We start from the raw sequence: 18,686 nt of genomic DNA on the forward strand, positions 1-18,686 counted from the left end.
AACAGCATTAAAGGACATATCTTATGGCACATATAGTTGAAACAATGGCATTTACAGGACAAACCCCTTGGCATGGCTTGGGCAATCAACTGACACCCAATCAACCCCTACACGTTTGGGCACAGCAGGCAGGGATGGATTGGCAGATTGAATCTTCTGATGTCAGTTATATGGCACAGAATCATCGAGGGCAAAGCATCATTATGCCTTTTGAAGAACAGCGCGTTTTATATCGTTCAGATACGCATGCCCCCTTATCGGTGGTCAGCCAGCGCTTTCAGGAAGTCCAGCCGATGGAGATTTTAGAATTCTATCGGGATCTGACTGAACAATCGGGCTTCGAACTGGAAACCGCAGGTGTACTGAAAGGCGGCAAGAAATTCTGGGCATTGGCTAAAACAGGGCAGACATCCGCACTCAAGGGTAAGGATGTCAGCAACGGCTACATTCTCTTGGCAACCGCGTGTGATGGAACCTTGGCAACAACAGCACAATTCACCAGTATCCGTGTGGTATGTAATAACACCTTGGCAATCGCTTTACGTGGTCAGCAAGGTAATGCAGGCGTCGTCAAAGTTCCGCACAGCACTCGATTCGATGCTGAGAAAGTCAAACAGCAACTTGGTATCTCAGTTCGTGCATGGGATGAACACATGTATGAAATGAAACAACTGAGCCAACGTAAAGTGACTCAACAAGAAGCAGCTGCTTACTTTGATGCAGTATTTAACAATACCAATCTCAGTGTGGCAGAACAGGATGAAAGCATTATTCAGTTCTACCGAAATGCAGCGATGCCCAAGCAAACTCAGACATCCAGATCAGACAATAAAACTGAACCGAATGGACGTGCCATGTCGAAAGTCATGACCATGTTTAACGGACATGGACGAGGGGCAGAACTCAGTTCAGCCAAAGATACCGCCTATGGTTTGCTTTGCTCAATCACCGAGTTCTGTGATCATGAACGCCGAGCAATGAGTACGGATCACCGACTCGATTCAGCTTGGTTTGGGGCAGGTGCAGCGATTAAACAACGAGGTCTTGAACAAGCTTTAAGAATGGTGGCTTAAACAGACCCATTATTTCTTCAGTTTTATTTAAGCTCTCTATTTTAATTTAACGATTAGATCAAACTTCAAGTAGCAAAACCCTTTTCGCCACGTCACCCCCGACGTGGCTTTTTTTATGCCCAAAATTCAGCTTTTAAGATTTTACCGATACAGGAATATTTATTATGAATAGTCATACTCATATTCAAAACACTTTAAACAACCCACCTTTACAACCTTATCCCATCAAGATTGAAACTGAGCATAAGGTTGAGGTGGGCACACGAACCAAGAAAACACCAAAGAAAACCAGTCAACTACCTTCAGCAAAACGTCTTGCCAACACCAAAAAGCTGAACTATCAACAATGGCTGGAGGTCAGAAAACAGGGCATTGGCAGCAGTGATGCAGCAACGGCATGTGGGCTTAATCCCTATATGTCGATGCTGGAACTATGGATGATCAAGACTGGGCGTATGCAGCAAAACATTGAAGACGAAAGCGCAGGCTATGCACCTTTATATTGGGGGAAACAGCTTGAACCTTTGGTGGCGCAATACTACAGCATGCATACCAATCATAAGGTTCGTCGGGTCAATGCAGTGCTACAGCATCCTGACGAAGACAAACACTTTATGTTGGCTAATTTGGACTATGCCGTGGTGGGTAATGAAGAAGTCCAGATATTGGAATGTAAAACTGTAGGTGAGTACGGTTCTAAGTTATGGCGAGATGGTGTGCCGCTTTATGTTTTATGCCAGGTTCAACATCAACTGGCAGTCACGGGCAAACATGCAGCGCATATCTGTGCATTGATCTGTGGACATGAAACCCGAATCTTTAAGGTCACACGCAGTGAAACGGTGATTAAATACATTGTGGATGCAGAGCGTTACTTCTGGGAGTGTGTAGAGAAGGATGTACCGCCTGATGTTGATGCGTCTGAATCAGCAGCCAAAGCCTTACAGCTTTTATATCCAGCGCATATCCCACTCAGTACAACGGATTTATCTGAAGATGTGGTAGCCAATCAAGACTTTGAGCAATTGCTAAAACAACGTCATTTGCTGGAGCAACACCAGAGTAGTTTTGATCAGTTGAAACATCAAATTCAAATCAAGATGCAGGATTCAGAACGAGCCATATTTAAGGCAGGTTCAGTCACTTGGAAGAAATCTAAAGATTCGGTCAGCTTAGACAGTAAAGCTTTACTGCAACAGCATCCAGAGTTTCTACAACAGTTCCCGCAAAACAAACAGGGCACACGTCGTTTCCAGATTTATACAGATGCTTATTAATCCAACCGAATTAGCCTAAGCAAATCCTTCCGAACTTCCCCAAATCCCATTTCATCAAAAAAGCGCAAAACAGCCCCCGTCGCCAGCAAGTACCGTGAAGTACTTACTGACGACTAAATGGACTGTTCTGCGCAGAATTTATGCATTTAAAAATGTTTGCTTCTTACACATATCAAAGGGGCAATCGTCAAAAATTACCGCAGAGGAAAACAACATGATTAAAGGTCTAGCAATCACGCCGCCCGTATTAGGACGTATCAGTATTGGTAAGATCGTCGAGAAAAATGGCAAGCGTGTCCCTGAAAAGGATGATCAATTTACCATTACCAGTCAGATCCAAAACAAAGATGGTTGGGTGAAACATCCATTGGATGAGCAACTACGTGCCAAGGCACAAAACCAGAAACTCAGAACCATTCCAGTCCGTATGATCTTTAATGATCCTGAACTCAACTTGCGTGCTGAATATACTTTATTTGACCGACAAACAGGTCGGCCCATCTGTACTGGTAATGGGGAAACCTGTCAGCGACTTGGACAAAACGGAGTTGAACAACATCCATGTCCATCACCTGATTTATGTCCTTTAGCTCAAGGCGGACAGTGTAAGCCTTATGGGCGGCTTTACGTCAATCTGGATGAATCTGATGAGTTGGGTACATTCATCTTTAGAACTACAGGCTTTAACAGCATCCGGACTTTGGCAGCAAGATTACGTTATTACCATGCGGCTTCAGGTGATCTACTTTCATGCTTACCTTTACAACTTACTTTACGAGGCAAGAGCACGACACAAAGCTACCGTACTCCAATCTATTACGTGGACTTAACTTTACGAGATGGAGTGAATTTACAAGAAGCGATTACTTCTGCCAAGCAGATTGAGGAACAAAGCAAGACAGCAGGTTTTTATCAGGAGGCTTTAGATCACGTGGCACGACAGGGTTATGGCAATGCTTGCTTTGAGGTGGGTGGTGAAGAGGGGCTAGATACTGTTGAAGAGTTTTATACGGATGAAGCGAATTCAGACCAGCATCACCAAGCTAATGATTTAACTCAGGTTCAGGACATTCAAAAAGGATTACAGCAGTCAGTCCAATCGGTGAATTGATCGGATGAAAGCAGAATGTTTTTTCTTACGGCGAGCTCTATTATTTGAGCGAAATTGCGCTCGCATTGCTGATAGGGAGAAAAACATCATGAATGCGTTCACGGGCCAGACTTTTCAGAAAAACCAAATTTTGAATCTTAAAGAAGTGATGCATCTAACAAGATTAGGGAGAGCAACGATTTACAATATGCTTAATCCTAAAAATAAAAGTTATGATTCCACTTTTCCTAAGCAGATTAAATTGTCCATTAATCGAGTTGGATGGTTAGCAGCAGAGATCAATGCTTGGATTGAATCTAAAATTGCTCAAAGATAAAAGAGAGTCTAGGCTCTCTTTTTTTTGGTTAAAATGTTAGTAATGGATACTTTTTTACAATTACTAGAAATTTAATTGTGCTGCTCGTTTAATTTTTAAATATGAAATAAATCATTTAATATTGTGACTTTAGTTTTTAAGTATGTCTTTAATAAAATAGATATGGGGCCAATAGTGTTAGAAATTGATAATAAACAACAACCTAATCATGAGTATTCATTAAAAGTTGAATGTGCTTCAGCTTTGAATTTTGTTTTACAGCAAAACTCAGTACCCCTTATTCGACAAGTTCTAATCTCTTCAACTGTAACAATTTCTGGTTCTCGAATTGTGATTCGCTCTAATCCGGAGTATTTCAAAGAACACACCATCAATATTGCGAGTTTGGAAGGCAATCAAGTCTTAGCTCTTGATAAACCCAAAGTGGCTTTTGATATTAAATTATTACAAGAGATACCTGAGAATATTAGAGGGAATATCGAAGTAGTCTGGTTTAGTGCAAATGAGGAACTACTAGCAGAACAACAGATAGAAATTGATGTGTTGACCATTGATACATGGGGCGGAGAACGCCAGCCAATTGAGTTGTTGGCAAGTTTTTCGCAACCTAATGCTTCAGCCCTTAGTCCAATTCTTGTTAAAGCGAGTGAGATTTTAAAAACAAAAGGATTAGGTTCACTAAATGGCTATCAGGACCGAGATCGAGATTCTGTTTTATCTCAGCTGAATGCGTTATGGGAATCTTTATTACAACAAGATATTCATTATATTGTTAATCCAGCAAGTTTTGTTAAATCGGGGCAACGAATTCGATTGGCAAAGCAGATTTTTGAAGAAAAGTTAGCATGTTGTTTAGATACGACAATTCTTTTAAGTGCTTTGGCTGAACAAATAGGCTTAGATACTTTACTTATTATTGAAGAAGGACATTCGTATCTTGGTGTTTGGTTAAATGAGACGCCAAATGTTGACTTGATCATTGATGATATTCAAGCTTTAAGAAAACGCTATGATTTAGGTGAGATAGTCTTTATCGAAACCACGTTGCTTACACAACAAGGCAAATTTACAACTGCGCTAGAAAATGCAAAACAATATATAAAGGATGAATCTCGTCAGAATAAGTTTTATCTTGCGATAGATGTTCGTCAATCCCGTTTACGTGGTATTAAGCCGATTTCTGCAAATCTGGAAAAGAAAAATCATTTGGATGATACAGAGATTGAATGGGCGACGGCATCTATTCCTGTTTACGATAATGAGCACCCTCTTGAAAACAAAGCCACACGTGTTGATCGTTGGTTACGCCGTTTATTGGATTTAAGCCTTCGTAACAAACTCTTAAATTTTAAAGATAATCGTTACAGCATTCCATTACAGTGTTCTGAGTTAACACTTAGCAAACTTGAAGATGCGCTAGCAAATCAGGAAGGTTTCTTATTTAAAAGTGTTGATAGTATTTCTCTAAAAGATGTTCAGCGCGACAACGAAAGCCAGCATATTAATCAATACGTTGATGAAAACCTTTCTAGAAAATTATTATTTAGTCCTTTAGATACACCTTTATTAGAAAAACGCTTGATTGAAGTCTATCGTGCTTCACGTACTGCTTTAGAGGAAGGTGGGGCTAATACATTATTTCTTGCGGTTGGTTTTCTTGAATGGAGAGAGTCCGAACGCTCGAAACGTATATTTAAAGCACCTTTACTCCTCATTCCTGTACAGATTACGCGTGAGACAGCTAAAACAGGTTATCGTCTATTTATGTATGATGATGAACCACGTTTTAACTCTACCTTATTACAATTATTAAGACAGGATTTTGAACTTGATATTGGGGGCTTAAATCCTTTACCAACAGATGATTCTGGTATTGATGTCAATCAAGTTTTACATATTGTACGAAAAGCGATTGTAAATATAGCAGGATGGGAGGTAAAAGCTGAAGCTGCAATTGGTCAGTTCTCATTCTCAAAATATTTAATGTGGCTTGATTTGTCTTCACGGATGGATCAATTAAAAAATCAATCTGTGGTAAATCATCTGATTGAATCCCCACGGGAACCTTTTATTAAACAAGATGAATTTCCGCAACCTGCTCAATTAGACCAACAATATAAGCCACAACAATTATTTACGCCATTATCGTCTGATTCTTCGCAGCTGGCAGCAGTCATGTCCGCAGCATTGGGGCGTACTTTTGTGTTATCAGGTCCTCCTGGTACAGGTAAGTCACAGACCATTACCAATATGATTTCTCAATGTTTGGCCGATGGTAAATCAGTATTATTCGTGTCTGAAAAGATGGCTGCATTAGAAGTTGTTTATCGCCGTCTGACACAAATTGGCTTAAGTGAATTGTGCTTGCAGTTACACTCATCAAAATCTCAAAAAATGGAAGTACTTGATCAACTGAGAGAAAGAGCGCAGAAAAATAATGATCCTTACTTCCTCAATGCTCAACCCAAAACAACAGAATGGCAGAAGCTTTCAGATAGACTGATTCAAACCCGCGATGAACTGAATCAACATGTAAAAAATCTCCATACATCACATACGATTGGCTGGAGTTTATATGCTGCAATGAGTGATGAACTCCGTTATCGGGATACACCGCATTTACGTTTCCCTGATATCAGTATTGCGACTTTGACAGCAGAAAAACGGGAGCTAATGAGTGAGACAGTGACACAAGCTGTAAGTTTACGTCAGCTTGTCAACGAAAATGCGAAAGATGTATTGAATGGTTTTGCTGAGGGTATAGCTGAGCCAATTTGGAGCTTGGCATGGCAAGAACAGTATCAAATATTACAAGATCAACTTGTAGACCAGATACAACGTTTGCAAAATTCAGTGTCTACTTGGCAAGAGGTTTTTGGATTTGATGAAAAGCAAAATTTGAGTCAGGTTAAACATGATATTTCTATTTTTAAGGCATTATCTGATCTTGTTCAACACACTGATTTAAAATTACTCAGCGCTGTTAAAGACTTAAATTTAGGAATAATCACGCAAGCGAAACAAATAGTCCAAGATTTAAGACAGCAGCGTTCTTCGTTGATTGGACAATATCAATCTCAAATTTATGAAGCAGATTTAAGTCAAATTGCTTTTAAATGGCGTGAAGCAGAGTCAAAAATTTTCCCATTCTCATGGTTTGCTAAGTTTCAGTTGAGAAATTTGCTCAAAACTTATCAAAGCTCAACTCAACGTCCTACAGCTTTGGCTGTTGCACATGACTTACCAATTCTGCAACATATCCAAAGTCAACAAAGACTGTTCACTGAATGTGAAAATCAGTTGGCGAGTAAACTTGGCCCTTACTGGCAAAGTGAAGACAGTGCGTGGGAAAGTTTTGAAACTACTCATAATCAGTGGCAAGAAATTAAGCAAATCGTTGCTTCAAAAATTACTGATCAAGCAACTTTATTAAAAGCTGTGGAATTTAGTAAAAACAATAGTTTGGATGAAATAAAACAAAACATAGCTCAAGTGGAAGATACATTCAGTCAATTGCTGAATGACCATGCACTAAAAGATGATGCTCAACTTACTCCATATCTAGAAATTAATTTTAATGAAATCCTTACAAGACAGCAGCAATTACAACAACACAGTTCATCTTGGAGACATTGGTTAAATTGGCAGGCTATAAAAAGCCAGTTAATTCAACATGGATTAAAACCCTTGGCCTTTGAACTCTTAGATACTCCATTGGAGTTGGATGCTGCTTTAAAGCGTTTGAATATTAATTTAGCGAGACACTGGATTACTCATCAATTTAGTCAACATCCAGAATTAAATCAGTTCAATAGTCAACAACATGAACAGAAAATCCAGACTTTTGCACAGCAAGACAGAGATCATCAGCTTGCTGCGAGCCATGAGATTATTCATCGTTGGAATGCTATTTTTTGTGAGCAAGATATATATAAGGCTCAGTGGACTGTTCTCAATAAAGAATTAGGTAAGAAGCGCCGTCATATTCCTGTACGCGAATTAATGCGTCAGATTCCTGATGTGTTAGTTGGGTTAAAACCATGTTTATTAATGAGTCCGTTATCAGTTGCTCAATATCTGGATACTGAAGCAAAATTTGATGTAGTGATTTTCGATGAAGCATCGCAGATTCCTGTATGGGATGCGATTGGTGCATTAGCGAGAGGGAAACAGTCAATTGTGGTGGGTGACAATAAACAAATGCCGCCAACAAGTTTCTTTGGTAAAGGAGATTCTGAAGAAGAGGTTGATGAGGAAATAACTGAAGACTTAGAAAGTATTTTAGATGAATGCCTTGCTGCTCAATTACCAGAATTGGCCTTGAACTGGCATTACCGCAGTCGTTATGAAAGTCTTATTCAGTTTAGTAATCAGAAATATTACAAAGGTGGTTTATTTACTTTCCCTGCACCTGTTGCTATGGATACCGCTGTAAAACTACATGTAGTTAATGGTGTATACGATAAAGGTGATACACGTACCAATAGTAATGAAGCAAAGGCGATAGTGGAATTTATCATTCAACATTTACAGTCACAGTTAGGGCAGGATAACCCTCTGACTCTTGGTGTTGTAACTTTCAATATGACCCAACAAAAGCTAATTGAAGATTTACTAGATAATGAACTGGTAAATCATCCTGAATTAGAGACATTGAGTAAGTCAGGCATTGAACCTTTATTCGTTAAGAATTTAGAAAATGTACAAGGGGATGAACGCGATATTATTATCTTCTCAATTACTTATGCTAGAGATCAGGACGGACGCTTATCAATGAATTTTGGTGCGTTAAACCGTCAAGGTGGTCAGCGCCGTCTAAATGTAGCAATTACTCGTGCCCGTCAAGGATTGCATGTTTTCTCTGCTTTGAGTCCTGAAGAAATTAATTTAGCACGTACGAATAGCGAAGGTGTGAGGGATCTGAAAGACTTCCTTGTTTTTACTCGCAGTGGTCAATTGCATTTAAATTATGCTGATCAAAGTAAACAGCAGGCGAAAAAAGAATTCATACAGTATCTACAAACTAAGTTGCAAGAACAAGGTTGGAGTGTGGACCTTGGGATAGGACGGGGCGATAGTTGTGTAGATATAGCTATTAAAGATGATTTGAATTCGGGTAGTTATATAGCAGGTATTATGGTGGATGGTGAAAACTACGCTAGAGCAGCTACAGCACGAGACCGAGACCAGCTGAGACCAACTGTTTTAAATGGACTAGGCTGGGAAATTCTATCAGTTTGGACTGTAGATTGGTGGTTAGATCCAGAGCAAAATTTAACAAAGTTGGTAAGTGTATTAGAAGAGATAAAAACTAATCGAAATGTTGCTTAAATTGTTTAGAAACAGATAAAAAATGATCTTATCTGTTTCTATTCTTTTAGAATTAGTGGCTAAACTAGAGGCGAGGTAAATTGCGAATAGTATTAAAGAATTTAGGTGGATGAAGATCAGAACTACATCAATTAGTATGTGATGTAACTTATGTCCAGCAAGGAGAAGCCATGAGTAGGTAATATACAGGGAGGCTTTAAGTTTTTTAATCCTATATTTTCTACGAAAATCTCACTTAAAAACAAAGGGTTTCCTTAGAAAGTCAAGCAGTCAAAAGTTAAAAATTCTAGATAGAGTTAGATACATTTCTCTATCGTAAATGTTATTTAATAAAAAATTTAATCTATCAAGAACTGTTCAAAAGGTGAGGATAATGATTGGGTAAATTTAAGTTGTATTAAAATAAAATTTAAATAAAAACATGATGTTGCTAACTGTGTTTAATTGACGCCACCTTCACCGAAAATATTATTCGGGCTTGTTCGATTTCTTTAAAAAGATGTATCGCATATTCTAAAACACAAAAGGAAGCACACGTAGCTACTTCCTTTTGTATAGAGATTGATTAAAGATGCTTCTGAAAAAAGGGAATAATTTTATCTAAAGCTTGAGCAACAGGTTCAGGTTGATCGTATAAGTCATAATGGCTTGCATCTTTGACTACAAAGAGGTTTTTATCTTTAGAAGCCGCTTTGCTATATAGCTCATAACCGTCACGATATGAACCGAAGCCACCCGGAATTTCACCAATCACAATTTGTAAGGGCTGGGTAAGTAAGTGATCTGCCAAATGAAAGGCATCGAATCCAACAGCAGCCGCTAAACCTGTAAAGCGAAGATTATTGGGTGAACCTTCTGCCTGACCACGCGGGGTTTTGTAGTAATCTACAGCTTCTTTAATATCAATATCATGAATGCCAGCTTGCTCACGCTCTTGTTGTGAGTCTGGAATGTACTGGGTAATAAACGGTTCGGCACCACGCGCTTCCGCAGTACGCCGTGCTGCAATGGCTTCTAAAGTTTTAATGGCAGCTTCAGGTGTCTGGTCGCCTTCACGCATTAAACGACCATAATTTGCCGCAACCACAGTTGCGACTGCTTTAAAACGACGTTCGGTCATAGAAGCATTAACAGCATAGCCGCCGCCGCCGCATACCCCTAAGACACCAATACGGTTTTCATCAACATAAGCAAGCGTTGTTAAATAGTCGGCTGCACAACGGAAATCTTCTACACGTGTTGCAGGGTCTTCAAGGAATCGAGGTTCACCACCGCTCGCACCTTGATAAGATGCATCGAATGCTAAAGTAATAAACCCAGCTTCAGTGAGTTTTTCAGCATAGATTGCACCGGCAGTTTGTTCTTTACAACTACTAATAGGGTGGGCGCATACAATCGCTGCATATTTTTTGTTTTCATCAAAATCTTTTGGAAAACGTATGGTTGCAGAAACATCAATTTCTTTATTTTTAAAAATTACAGTTTTCATCATCTTTCTCCAAGAGAGGAATTATGTCGATGAGATAAATATAACTTTAGTGATTCATTATGATAATCCCATATAATGAGATAGCACTTATATTGAATACTTATAAATAATGAAAGAAAATCTGAATGATTTGCATACATTTATTGTGGTTGCCCAGGAGCGAAGCTTCACCCGTGCGGCGGCAAAACTCAGCACCTCACAATCCGCTATTAGTCAAACCCTCCGTAATTTAGAGGACCGAATTGGTATAAAGCTATTATCACGAACCACCAGAAGTGTCGCACCGACAGAAGCGGGTGAATATCTGCTCAGTTTGGTTCAACCTGCCATTGCAGAAATAGAACATGGCATGAATCAGCTCAGTGCTTTAAAAAATGATCCAGCAGGAACATTACGTATTAGTGCCGATGAATATGGCATCCAGACAGTTTTATGGCCTGCCGTGGAAAAAGTCATACAAAAATTTCCAAAAATTTCAGTCGAAATTACCTCTGATTATGGTTTAGTCGATATTGTAGATGGCCGTTTTGATGCAGGACTTCGAAGAGGCGGTTTGGTTTCTAAAGATATGATTGCTTTACAAATTAGTGATCCCATACAAATGCTTACAGTGGCTACCAAAGAATATTTACAACGTTATGGCCATCCTAAGCAGCCAAAAGATTTGGTTGAACATCAATGTATCAATTTAAGGTTACCCACACATGGCGAACTCTACCGTTGGCAATTTACCAAAGGGAATAAAACTCAGAGTGTTAATGTTAACGCTAAAATTGTTTTCACAACCTTATCTCCCGTGCTTCAAGCAGTAAGAAGTGGAGTAGGAATCGCTTATCTACCTATTGATATGGTTCAGCCTTATATTGAAAGTGGTGAACTGGAAGAAACGCTTAAAGACTGGCGACATTGCTATGAACCGTATCACTTATATTATCCGCATAGGCGTGAGCAAGCGCCTTTATTAAATATCCTAATCAATGCATTAAAAGAAAATTTTAATAAGGCATAGCACTTAATCAGATTGATCTTCTTAAAGCGGCAGGTTTTTGTTTGCTTTAAAGCTTTGATTTTATAAAATAATCTAAACTGAAATAACGTCCACCGCCAAGAACCATCAGTGCAATCAGCATGATCAGATACGTCACTGCAAACTCAATGCCATTATTCAGTATGACAAATGAGCCGCTTGATGTCAGCCATTCATAATTACCATAGTTTTCTAAAATTTCTCGTGCCTTTTCTAATTTCTCAGTGGAGGCCAAGACTTGAGTATTGGCAAAGGGCGCATTCGGATCAGCTATAGCCTGCCAGCCATTTGGTAGATGAACTGTAACGATAGCCACGAACATGGTGATGATCAACGGGATACTTATTAAACGGGTAAAAAGACCGAGGGCTAAAAGAATCGCGCCTGCGAGTTCTGTCGAAGTTGCTAATGTTGCCATCAGATAGGGAAAGGGCAAAGCTAAGCCCCAATCGCTATTGCCAAACCATTCCACCGTATTTTGAAAATGCATGAACTTATTTGTGCCTGCCATCCAAAAGATCGGAACTAAGTAGCAACGTAAGGCAAGTGCTGCAATGCCATCTGCATGTTTGAGTACAGTACAAATGCTTTGATAGCGCTGAGCGAGAGAATAAACAATGTTTTTCATGGTCATTTCACACCGAATAGGACTGATTCATCTTTAGTCGGGTGAGGATTGCATTTCTTACATTAAATTTTTTTATTTGTACTGTAATAAATCCTGTTTGTTTTCGTCTAACTCTATGTACCTGTGTACAAACCGAGCATTTATCTTAAAAGGAATAGACCAATGAGCAAACTTAATTCAATGACCTCAGTTGCAGCATTATTGGCATTATCTGTTGCAGGTGTAAGCCAAGTGACTGTTGCAGCAACGACAACTGCAACAGAAGCCCATGCAAGCAAAGCTGCTGATGGAAAGTGCGGTGAAGCGAAATGTGGCGCCAATAAAGCAAAACAACAGCAAAAGTCTGCCGAAGCCAAATGTGGGGCAGCAAAAAAAACTGTGGATGCCAAGTGTGGTGCAGTCAAGAAAGCAGCTGATGCAAAATGTGGCGCGGATAAAAAAGTGGCTGATGGCAAGTGTGGTGCCAAATAAGTCATTCAATCATGAGTGATGTCGGTCTAAAGCTTAGATCGACATCATTTTAATAAAAGGAGTTTATGTATGGCTGAATTGTTAGGGGTGGGTCTTGGGTTAAGGCGTGAATTTATTGATGAATTTTTAAATGCTGAGACACATCCCGATTTTATCGAAGTGGCTCCTGAAAACTGGATGGGCTTTGGTGGTCGGCATGCCAAGCTGCTTGGACAATGTGTTGAGAAAGCCCCTTTAATCTGTCATGGACTATCTTTATCGATTGGTGGGCCGTATCCACTCAATCTTGAATTTCTCCAGCAGGTTAAAAAATTTCTACAACGCTATCAAGTACCGATTTATTCAGAACATTTAAGTTATACCCATGATGGTGGTTATTTATATGATTTATTACCAATTCCGATGACACAAGCAGCGGTTGAATATGTAGCTGAACGAATTTTACGTGTGCAAGATATTTTAGGGCAGCGGCTTGTGATCGAAAATGTCTCCACCTATTTAATGCCCAATGCAGAAATGAGTGAAGCCGAATTTGTGCGTGAAGTACTGCTAAAAGCAGACTGTGAATTACTACTGGATGTGAATAATATCTATGTGAATAGCATGAATCATGACAGTGATGCTTATGCATTTATTGACGCAATGCCGAAAGAGCGAATTCGTTACTTACATATTGCGGGACATGAACAAGTTGAACAAAACCTGTTGATCGACACCCATGGTGCTGAAATTAGTGATCCAGTTTGGCAACTCCTTCGATATACCTATCAGGTTTGTGGAGTTAAACCCACATTACTGGAACGAGACTTTAATATTCCATCATGGCAACAGTTACTAGATGAATTGACCAGTATCAAAAATATGCAGCAGGAGGGTCGTGATGAAGGCAAAGCCAATATCCTTTCATACCACGCAGCGACAGTTTTGTGACTGGATTCGTGATCCTGAATTAGAGCTACCACAAAACTTTTCAGCGCAGCGTATGCAGGTCTATCGTGATTTATTATTTAATAATATTGGTTCATTTATCAATTTAGTTTTTCCAGTTGCACGTAGCATGTTGAAGGAGCCGAAATGGCAACCGTTATTAGCAGAATTTTTTCAGAAATCACAGTGCCAATCAGCGTTATACAATGATATTTCTTTACAGTTTCGAGAATACTTAAGCACTCAGCAACATCCTGTACTGCAAGAATTTCCTTGGTTGGCAGAGTTATTACAATATGAATGGCTTGAACTCTATTTAGATACGGTAGAAATCGAAATGCCGATTCTGGCAGAAGATCAAGACTGGCAATTGACTACCCAAGTTTGGGTATTGGCCTATCAATATCCCGTTTATAACTGGACAACAACCATGAGGATTGAACAGGTGGAACAAGCGCCAAGCGCTATTCTGGTATGGCGGAATGAACTTGATCAGGTCTGTGTTGAGGTCGTGTCACCTTTATACGCTGCGATGATCGAATTGATCCAACAGAATAGGGAGATTGAACAAGCGCTACAACAATTGATTAAATCAGTACTTTCTGATTTTGATGAAGAGGAGGTGCAACTACAAATCTATGGGTTAAAAGCATTCTTAACTCGGTTAAGATTAATTCACGTTCCGCATAATAATGATGAGATATAGGGATGAATTCAGCTTCAGCACCAGATCATGATGATCTATTCCATCAATTGCACAATCCTGCTTTTTTACAAGATTTAAGACAGCAAATGATTAAATTTGCTGTCTTGCAGCTTGCTTCATTGCCGCAGGCGGAAGATGTGGTTCAGGAGGCGTTGACCAGTGCATTTCAGCATCTGGATTCATTTACAGGACGGGCGGCTTTTAAAACTTGGGTATTTGCGATTCTTAAAAATAAGATTATTGATTTGATTCGGCAGAAATCTCGTTTGGTTAGTATGAGTGAACTCTTTAAGGATGAAGAAAGTGAACTCAGTATAGAGGCGTTATTTGATGCTTCAGGGCATTGGCATAAATATGAAGCGCCACAAGCATGGCTAAGCCCGGAAGAGATGATGGAGCAACAAGATTTCTGGATAGTCTTTGATGCTTGTCTCAATCATTTACCTGCAAAATATGCGCAGGTATTTATGCTGCGTGAAATGATTGAGCTGAGTAGCACTGAAATTTGCGAGAAGCTTGAACTGACGGTTTCACATTTTAATGTGCTGATGTATCGCAGCCGAACACGACTGCGGGAATGCTTGGAAAATAAATGGTTATTGCAGGAGGATTGCTCATGTTGACATGCCGCCAAGCCACTCAATTATTATCTGAAAAACAGGATAGGCCTTTACTACTCCTTGAACAGAGTAATTTACAATTGCATTTATTCGCTTGTCGCTCTTGCCGCCGTTATGGAAAGCAGATAAGGACCTTGTCTCAACTTTCAAAAGAATTTAAGAAAGTTGATCGTTAATTATTAGGGGAGGTTTATCCCCCTAGACATGCATTTAGTTATATAAAAGAACACATTGATTGCAAAATTAACAATAAAATTTACATAATTCTCGTAATCTAATTTAAATAATTATACTCATTAAGATATAGGGGAGGATAACGTAATGCCACAGTATTTACGTATTGCTGAAAATATTTATAGGTATTTTGAAAAAAATAAAAAATTTAATACTACACTTCCAGACTGTTTAAATATGATAATTAAGCAGTTACGAGAGGAGCTAAAAGATACAGATCTTAAGCTACTTTACAATTATATAGACTTTGTAGAAGGCTTTTATAAGGAACCTCCAGATGGACGAATCAGTATTGATGTCAGTCTAGTTCCCAGCTATAAGAACAAAGATGAATTTATTCTTTGGCTGGCAAGTTTTATTGAGAAAAATACAGAGGGAGGTGTAAAAAGGTTACCTCCTATTTTTGACGAAATCCCACCTGAATTTTCTTTTGAAAAAAATATGAAAGAAATATTTAGAGAAAATGGAAAGGCATCTTTTGATGTAAATGATAAAAGTTTCTTTAATAAAAATGAAGATGAAGTTGCACAATTAATAGATTCATATTTTAAGAGTGATGAATATGAACATTTTAAGAATAGTTAGAGTCTTGATTCTAGGAAGACTTATGTTTAAATTCATAAAAGTGTATAGATAAAAACTAGATTTTTCTATTTTTTAACTAAATATAATATAGTTATAATTGATTAAAGATTGAGTCTTAAATTCAGAAAGTGTATATTGGTATTTGATTGTATAGAGTTCACAACTATTCAATCATAGAAAGCTCATCGAAAGGTGGGCTTTTAATTTATGTGTTAAGCTGTGAGTCATAATTCCAAGGATAAGTTATGATGCACATCTGTATAGGTGGTGATTTAGACGGTGAAGTTGTCATTAACCGCTTAGGGACATACTTTAAAGCAAGTGAAATAAATCCTTGCAAAAAATCTACTTACAATCGGCAAAGTTACATCGTGGGTGAAAAAACATATATTTTTTGGGTTTGTGCTGAGTTACCTTATGCAGAAACAACAAGGACGGCGAATAATTACTTAGCCCAAAAATATTCATATCTTTCGTAATTTAGTTTTTATAAAAGGATACAGCTCATCGGAAGGTGAGCTTTTTGTAGAGGGAGTGCCCGAAAGAAAAATGTTAGTTGAAGGGTAAAATGCTAAAAAAATTAAAAAAGCCCCTCAGATCTGAGAGACTAGTCATATCAATTTTAGGGAATGAATGGTTTTAATTTCTAAATAACTAAACAAATCAAATTGATAATAGTAGTTAAACGTAAAATAAATTAGTGCACTAATTTATTCTTAATAGTAGCAGCAAATTAAATAACTCTAAAGCGCTGTTAATAAGAAATTATTTGTTGTTAGGATCTGGCTGTTCATTATTTTCTGGCTGATCTTTATCAGTGCCAGGAACTTGTGAAGGTTTAGATTCAGTAGGGGAGTTTACTTCTGTATGCTCATTCGATTGAGCTTTAATCGTATTTGCATGGCTAGTTGTATTTTGTGAGAAACTTTTAAAACCTGACATTTTTATCTTCTTAACTTCACTGTGGAGAGCCCATAGTACGCTTTAAAAGCCGTTACACTACGGTAGTTTTAAGATCTATATGTGTTGATATGTGCGATAGATGGTATTTATCTCGATGAAATATTTCACAAATAAAATCAATTATATATAACTACTTGAGTCTTATCAGTTAAAGATTGAAAACATACTCTATAAATTTCAAGTAGGGTTACATAAAGCACACATATATATTTTTATTCAGGAGTTCCTTTAAAAATTCTGCAAAATAATAAAAATTGATAGTTAGAAAATTATAGTTTGTATAAATGTACTTCTCGGCATACTATGATTGATTAAACTGGAGCATATTGATGCTAAAAGACATTACAGTTGTTGACTATCAGGGTAGCGAAAGAAGAGCACAGGCATGCTATCTAGAGGAAAATACTGAAATTACACTTTCAAGAAAACGTATCCAAAGTGAAAAAATTGAATATATTTTGATTAAAGGTGAAATTATTTATCCCACTTTAGATTGGGTTTTTAATAGTTCAGATGGTAGTAGCTACTATATAAAATGAAAAGAACCGCTTCGGCGGTTTTTTTGTGAATTCTTAAATATTGTTAAAAAAACTTAATAAACTTGTATGTTTTGTAAACATGCTTTATTAGTGCCAATGTGCCAATGTGCCAATGTGCCTAAGTCTTAAGGGATTAGATAAGTGATTAAATATATTCCAGATCTTGATCAGGAAGAAGAGACTTTAATTACGGCTAAAGTTGATGCCGCCTTAGAGAGACTTAAAAAAAGGATGAAAGAAAATAGAATTGTGTACGTAGATGAGGAGTTGAAAATCTCGTTAACATTCAAAGTTGAAACTCATATTCGAAGTTAACCAATCATAATTAATCAAAGGATAAGTTTTATCAAGAATTAGTAAAACTTTTATTCGGATGGTAGTAATGCCCGTCAACAAGCTGAGCGTATTTCTTCACGAAAAATCCTGTTAATAACATGTGTTAGCAGGGCTTTTGATTTTCTGTGGTATAAGAGTGTATCCACTAATTACAAGAGGGATATATGTCTGACAACTCAACTAAATGGCTGTGTGTTGGTGGTGTTTTAAGTGGAGAATGGAGGGATCAGCAAATGGATGCCTTTGATGTTGATCCTGATGATTTAGACACTCATAGTTATGAACCAATGAGGCTTAGAAACCCTGCTACTAAACAAGAGCAGTATTTCTTTGTATACACTGAATTGAAAGAAGATGCTTATGAAAGGGCGATAAATTTTGCTCTATACAAAAATCAATAAGATGAAAGAGCACTTAGGTGCTCTTTTTATCAGCGAAGGTTATGAACACTCTATCATATTTTTAATTGACAAGAATATATCTAGCACAAAGCTAGCCGAATAGGGAATAGAGTATCTATTAAGTAATTTTGTATAGGGATGAAAATTAAATAATATACGTAAAACTCTCTGTCAAAGATTTTACTATTTATTTTAAGTAAAAAATTCTTATGCTATCAATAATATACTTATATTTTAAAAGCCTATATTAAAAATTGGTTTTAAAAAATATTTATTATAATCATGTGGTTATTGATAAATTGAATCCTTTGGAAGCTTTGGCCACTTTATTATTTTTTAGCTTCATTGAAGTAAAAGCTTAGAATGGTTCCAGATCCGCATGATCTCGAATGATCCTGAAATGAATACAGTGTGTGATCGTTTCTATAGGGGGCTGAACCCGATGCTTCCTCTTCACTTTTATTCTCTCTTTGGGAGTGACCCAAACCCTTTTGTAGAAATTAATTTGTTATGAGAATTAAGGATTTAAAAATAGAAATTGATTCCGTAAAAATAATAAAAGTAGCGCTTATAGATAATAAATGTAAGCAAAAATCTGAATCTGAAAGGTTCATTTGAATACATGCTATAGTGATTTTTTGTTAGAGAGCCA

Annotated in this window: 19 protein-coding genes; 16 read left to right on the forward strand and 3 right to left on the reverse strand. The window is 37.8% G+C overall.

Features of this window, described 5'->3' with window-relative positions:
• The first annotated feature begins 23 nt into the window (after nucleotides 1–23).
• The 5 genes from IEV39_RS01635 to proA all read left to right on the forward strand — a co-directional run bounded on the left by IEV39_RS01635 (nucleotide 24) and on the right by proA (nucleotide 9,108).
• Complete coding sequence (locus IEV39_RS01635) at nucleotides 24–1,073, forward strand: DUF932 domain-containing protein (protein WP_005287691.1); 1,050 nt, start codon at nucleotides 24–26, stop codon at nucleotides 1,071–1,073.
• 164 nt (nucleotides 1,074–1,237) lie between these two features.
• Nucleotides 1,238–2,350, forward strand: coding sequence for a YqaJ viral recombinase family nuclease (locus tag IEV39_RS01640; protein WP_005287689.1), 1,113 nt, complete (start codon nucleotides 1,238–1,240; stop codon nucleotides 2,348–2,350).
• A 214-nt stretch (nucleotides 2,351–2,564) separates the two neighbouring features.
• Nucleotides 2,565–3,461 (forward strand): recombination directionality factor, encoded by an 897-nt coding sequence (locus IEV39_RS01645; RefSeq protein ID WP_005287686.1) that lies wholly within the window; start codon nucleotides 2,565–2,567, stop codon nucleotides 3,459–3,461.
• Nucleotides 3,462–3,549: 88 nt separating this feature from the next.
• The gene (locus IEV39_RS01650) at nucleotides 3,550–3,777 is read left to right on the forward strand and encodes a helix-turn-helix transcriptional regulator (protein WP_005287682.1); all 228 of its coding nucleotides are present in this window, start codon (nucleotides 3,550–3,552) and stop codon (nucleotides 3,775–3,777) included.
• A gap of 174 nt (nucleotides 3,778–3,951) precedes the next feature.
• Nucleotides 3,952–9,108, forward strand: coding sequence for an anti-phage protein ProA (gene proA / locus IEV39_RS01655; RefSeq protein ID WP_032883178.1), 5,157 nt, complete (start codon nucleotides 3,952–3,954; stop codon nucleotides 9,106–9,108).
• A 565-nt stretch (nucleotides 9,109–9,673) separates the two neighbouring features.
• Here the strand turns inward: proA and IEV39_RS01660 are convergent.
• Nucleotides 9,674–10,597: an alpha/beta hydrolase gene (locus tag IEV39_RS01660; RefSeq protein WP_005287676.1), complete on the reverse strand. Its 924-nt coding sequence runs from the start codon at nucleotides 10,595–10,597 to the stop codon at nucleotides 9,674–9,676.
• 109 nt (nucleotides 10,598–10,706) lie between these two features.
• Here IEV39_RS01660 and IEV39_RS01665 point away from each other — a divergent pair, with 109 nt between their 5' ends.
• Nucleotides 10,707–11,606, forward strand: coding sequence for a LysR family transcriptional regulator (locus IEV39_RS01665; protein ID WP_005287673.1), 900 nt, complete (start codon nucleotides 10,707–10,709; stop codon nucleotides 11,604–11,606).
• 46 nt (nucleotides 11,607–11,652) lie between these two features.
• Here the strand turns inward: IEV39_RS01665 and IEV39_RS01670 are convergent, their stop codons facing one another.
• Nucleotides 11,653–12,252, reverse strand: coding sequence for an HvfX family Cu-binding RiPP maturation protein (locus tag IEV39_RS01670; RefSeq protein WP_032883176.1), 600 nt, complete (start codon nucleotides 12,250–12,252; stop codon nucleotides 11,653–11,655).
• A 162-nt stretch (nucleotides 12,253–12,414) separates the two neighbouring features.
• Between IEV39_RS01670 and IEV39_RS01675 the strand changes: the two genes are divergently transcribed.
• From IEV39_RS01675 to IEV39_RS01705, 7 genes are all read left to right on the forward strand, one after another.
• Complete coding sequence (locus tag IEV39_RS01675) at nucleotides 12,415–12,723, forward strand: HvfA family oxazolone/thioamide-modified RiPP metallophore (RefSeq protein WP_005287666.1); 309 nt, start codon at nucleotides 12,415–12,417, stop codon at nucleotides 12,721–12,723.
• A gap of 69 nt (nucleotides 12,724–12,792) precedes the next feature.
• Nucleotides 12,793–13,653: an HvfB family MNIO-type RiPP peptide maturase gene (locus IEV39_RS01680; protein ID WP_005287663.1), complete on the forward strand. Its 861-nt coding sequence runs from the start codon at nucleotides 12,793–12,795 to the stop codon at nucleotides 13,651–13,653.
• Nucleotides 13,604–14,356: an HvfC family RiPP maturation protein gene (locus tag IEV39_RS01685; RefSeq protein WP_005287661.1), complete on the forward strand. Its 753-nt coding sequence runs from the start codon at nucleotides 13,604–13,606 to the stop codon at nucleotides 14,354–14,356. The genes IEV39_RS01680 and IEV39_RS01685 overlap by 50 nt, the downstream gene beginning before the upstream one ends.
• A 2-nt stretch (nucleotides 14,357–14,358) precedes the next feature.
• Nucleotides 14,359–14,979, forward strand: a complete 621-nt coding sequence (locus IEV39_RS01690; RefSeq protein ID WP_005287658.1) for an RNA polymerase factor sigma-70 — start codon at nucleotides 14,359–14,361, stop codon at nucleotides 14,977–14,979.
• A complete protein-coding gene (locus tag IEV39_RS01695; protein ID WP_005287656.1) occupies nucleotides 14,973–15,152 on the forward strand; it encodes a zf-HC2 domain-containing protein in 180 nt (59 codons plus the stop codon). The genes IEV39_RS01690 and IEV39_RS01695 overlap by 7 nt, the downstream gene beginning before the upstream one ends.
• A 145-nt stretch (nucleotides 15,153–15,297) precedes the next feature.
• Nucleotides 15,298–15,795 (forward strand): hypothetical protein, encoded by a 498-nt coding sequence (locus IEV39_RS01700; RefSeq protein WP_005287653.1) that lies wholly within the window; start codon nucleotides 15,298–15,300, stop codon nucleotides 15,793–15,795.
• 248 nt (nucleotides 15,796–16,043) lie between these two features.
• Complete coding sequence (locus IEV39_RS01705) at nucleotides 16,044–16,274, forward strand: hypothetical protein (protein WP_032883274.1); 231 nt, start codon at nucleotides 16,044–16,046, stop codon at nucleotides 16,272–16,274.
• A gap of 286 nt (nucleotides 16,275–16,560) precedes the next feature.
• Here the strand turns inward: IEV39_RS01705 and IEV39_RS01710 are convergent, their stop codons facing one another.
• Nucleotides 16,561–16,737, reverse strand: a complete 177-nt coding sequence (locus IEV39_RS01710) for a hypothetical protein (RefSeq protein ID WP_005287646.1) — start codon at nucleotides 16,735–16,737, stop codon at nucleotides 16,561–16,563.
• 350 nt (nucleotides 16,738–17,087) lie between these two features.
• Here IEV39_RS01710 and IEV39_RS01715 point away from each other — a divergent pair, with 350 nt between their 5' ends.
• The 3 genes from IEV39_RS01715 (at nucleotide 17,088) to IEV39_RS01725 (ending at nucleotide 18,034) form a co-directional block, all read left to right on the forward strand.
• Nucleotides 17,088–17,297: a hypothetical protein gene (locus tag IEV39_RS01715; protein WP_005287643.1), complete on the forward strand. Its 210-nt coding sequence runs from the start codon at nucleotides 17,088–17,090 to the stop codon at nucleotides 17,295–17,297.
• A gap of 141 nt (nucleotides 17,298–17,438) precedes the next feature.
• Complete coding sequence (locus IEV39_RS01720) at nucleotides 17,439–17,612, forward strand: hypothetical protein (protein ID WP_167510603.1); 174 nt, start codon at nucleotides 17,439–17,441, stop codon at nucleotides 17,610–17,612.
• Nucleotides 17,613–17,797: 185 nt separating this feature from the next.
• Nucleotides 17,798–18,034 carry a hypothetical protein gene (locus IEV39_RS01725; protein ID WP_005287640.1) on the forward strand — a complete coding sequence of 79 codons (237 nt, stop codon included), beginning with the start codon at nucleotides 17,798–17,800 and terminating at the stop codon, nucleotides 18,032–18,034.
• The last annotated feature ends 652 nt before the right edge of the window (nucleotides 18,035–18,686 follow it).

The sequence above is a fragment of the Acinetobacter courvalinii genome, from assembly GCF_014635545.1.
Classification (GTDB): domain Bacteria; phylum Pseudomonadota; class Gammaproteobacteria; order Pseudomonadales; family Moraxellaceae; genus Acinetobacter; species Acinetobacter courvalinii.

What these genes read in the sequence shown, in the direction of transcription:
- IEV39_RS01635 (WP_005287691.1), top strand. Translation starts at nt 24, where the DNA reads ATGGCACATATAGTTGAAACAATGGCATTTACAGGACAAACCCCTTGG.
- IEV39_RS01640 (WP_005287689.1), top strand. Translation starts at nt 1,238, where the DNA reads ATGAATAGTCATACTCATATTCAAAACACTTTAAACAACCCACCTTTA.
- IEV39_RS01645 (WP_005287686.1), top strand. Translation starts at nt 2,565, where the DNA reads ATGATTAAAGGTCTAGCAATCACGCCGCCCGTATTAGGACGTATCAGT.
- IEV39_RS01650 (WP_005287682.1), top strand. Translation starts at nt 3,550, where the DNA reads ATGAATGCGTTCACGGGCCAGACTTTTCAGAAAAACCAAATTTTGAAT.
- IEV39_RS01660 (WP_005287676.1), bottom strand. Translation starts at nt 10,597, where the DNA reads ATGAAAACTGTAATTTTTAAAAATAAAGAAATTGATGTTTCTGCAACC.
- IEV39_RS01665 (WP_005287673.1), top strand. Translation starts at nt 10,707, where the DNA reads ATGAAAGAAAATCTGAATGATTTGCATACATTTATTGTGGTTGCCCAG.
- IEV39_RS01670 (WP_032883176.1), bottom strand. Translation starts at nt 12,252, where the DNA reads ATGAAAAACATTGTTTATTCTCTCGCTCAGCGCTATCAAAGCATTTGT.
- IEV39_RS01675 (WP_005287666.1), top strand. Translation starts at nt 12,415, where the DNA reads ATGAGCAAACTTAATTCAATGACCTCAGTTGCAGCATTATTGGCATTA.
- IEV39_RS01680 (WP_005287663.1), top strand. Translation starts at nt 12,793, where the DNA reads ATGGCTGAATTGTTAGGGGTGGGTCTTGGGTTAAGGCGTGAATTTATT.
- IEV39_RS01685 (WP_005287661.1), top strand. Translation starts at nt 13,604, where the DNA reads ATGAAGGCAAAGCCAATATCCTTTCATACCACGCAGCGACAGTTTTGT.
- IEV39_RS01690 (WP_005287658.1), top strand. Translation starts at nt 14,359, where the DNA reads ATGAATTCAGCTTCAGCACCAGATCATGATGATCTATTCCATCAATTG.
- IEV39_RS01695 (WP_005287656.1), top strand. Translation starts at nt 14,973, where the DNA reads ATGTTGACATGCCGCCAAGCCACTCAATTATTATCTGAAAAACAGGAT.
- IEV39_RS01700 (WP_005287653.1), top strand. Translation starts at nt 15,298, where the DNA reads ATGCCACAGTATTTACGTATTGCTGAAAATATTTATAGGTATTTTGAA.
- IEV39_RS01705 (WP_032883274.1), top strand. Translation starts at nt 16,044, where the DNA reads ATGCACATCTGTATAGGTGGTGATTTAGACGGTGAAGTTGTCATTAAC.
- IEV39_RS01710 (WP_005287646.1), bottom strand. Translation starts at nt 16,737, where the DNA reads ATGTCAGGTTTTAAAAGTTTCTCACAAAATACAACTAGCCATGCAAAT.
- IEV39_RS01715 (WP_005287643.1), top strand. Translation starts at nt 17,088, where the DNA reads ATGCTAAAAGACATTACAGTTGTTGACTATCAGGGTAGCGAAAGAAGA.
- IEV39_RS01725 (WP_005287640.1), top strand. Translation starts at nt 17,798, where the DNA reads ATGTCTGACAACTCAACTAAATGGCTGTGTGTTGGTGGTGTTTTAAGT.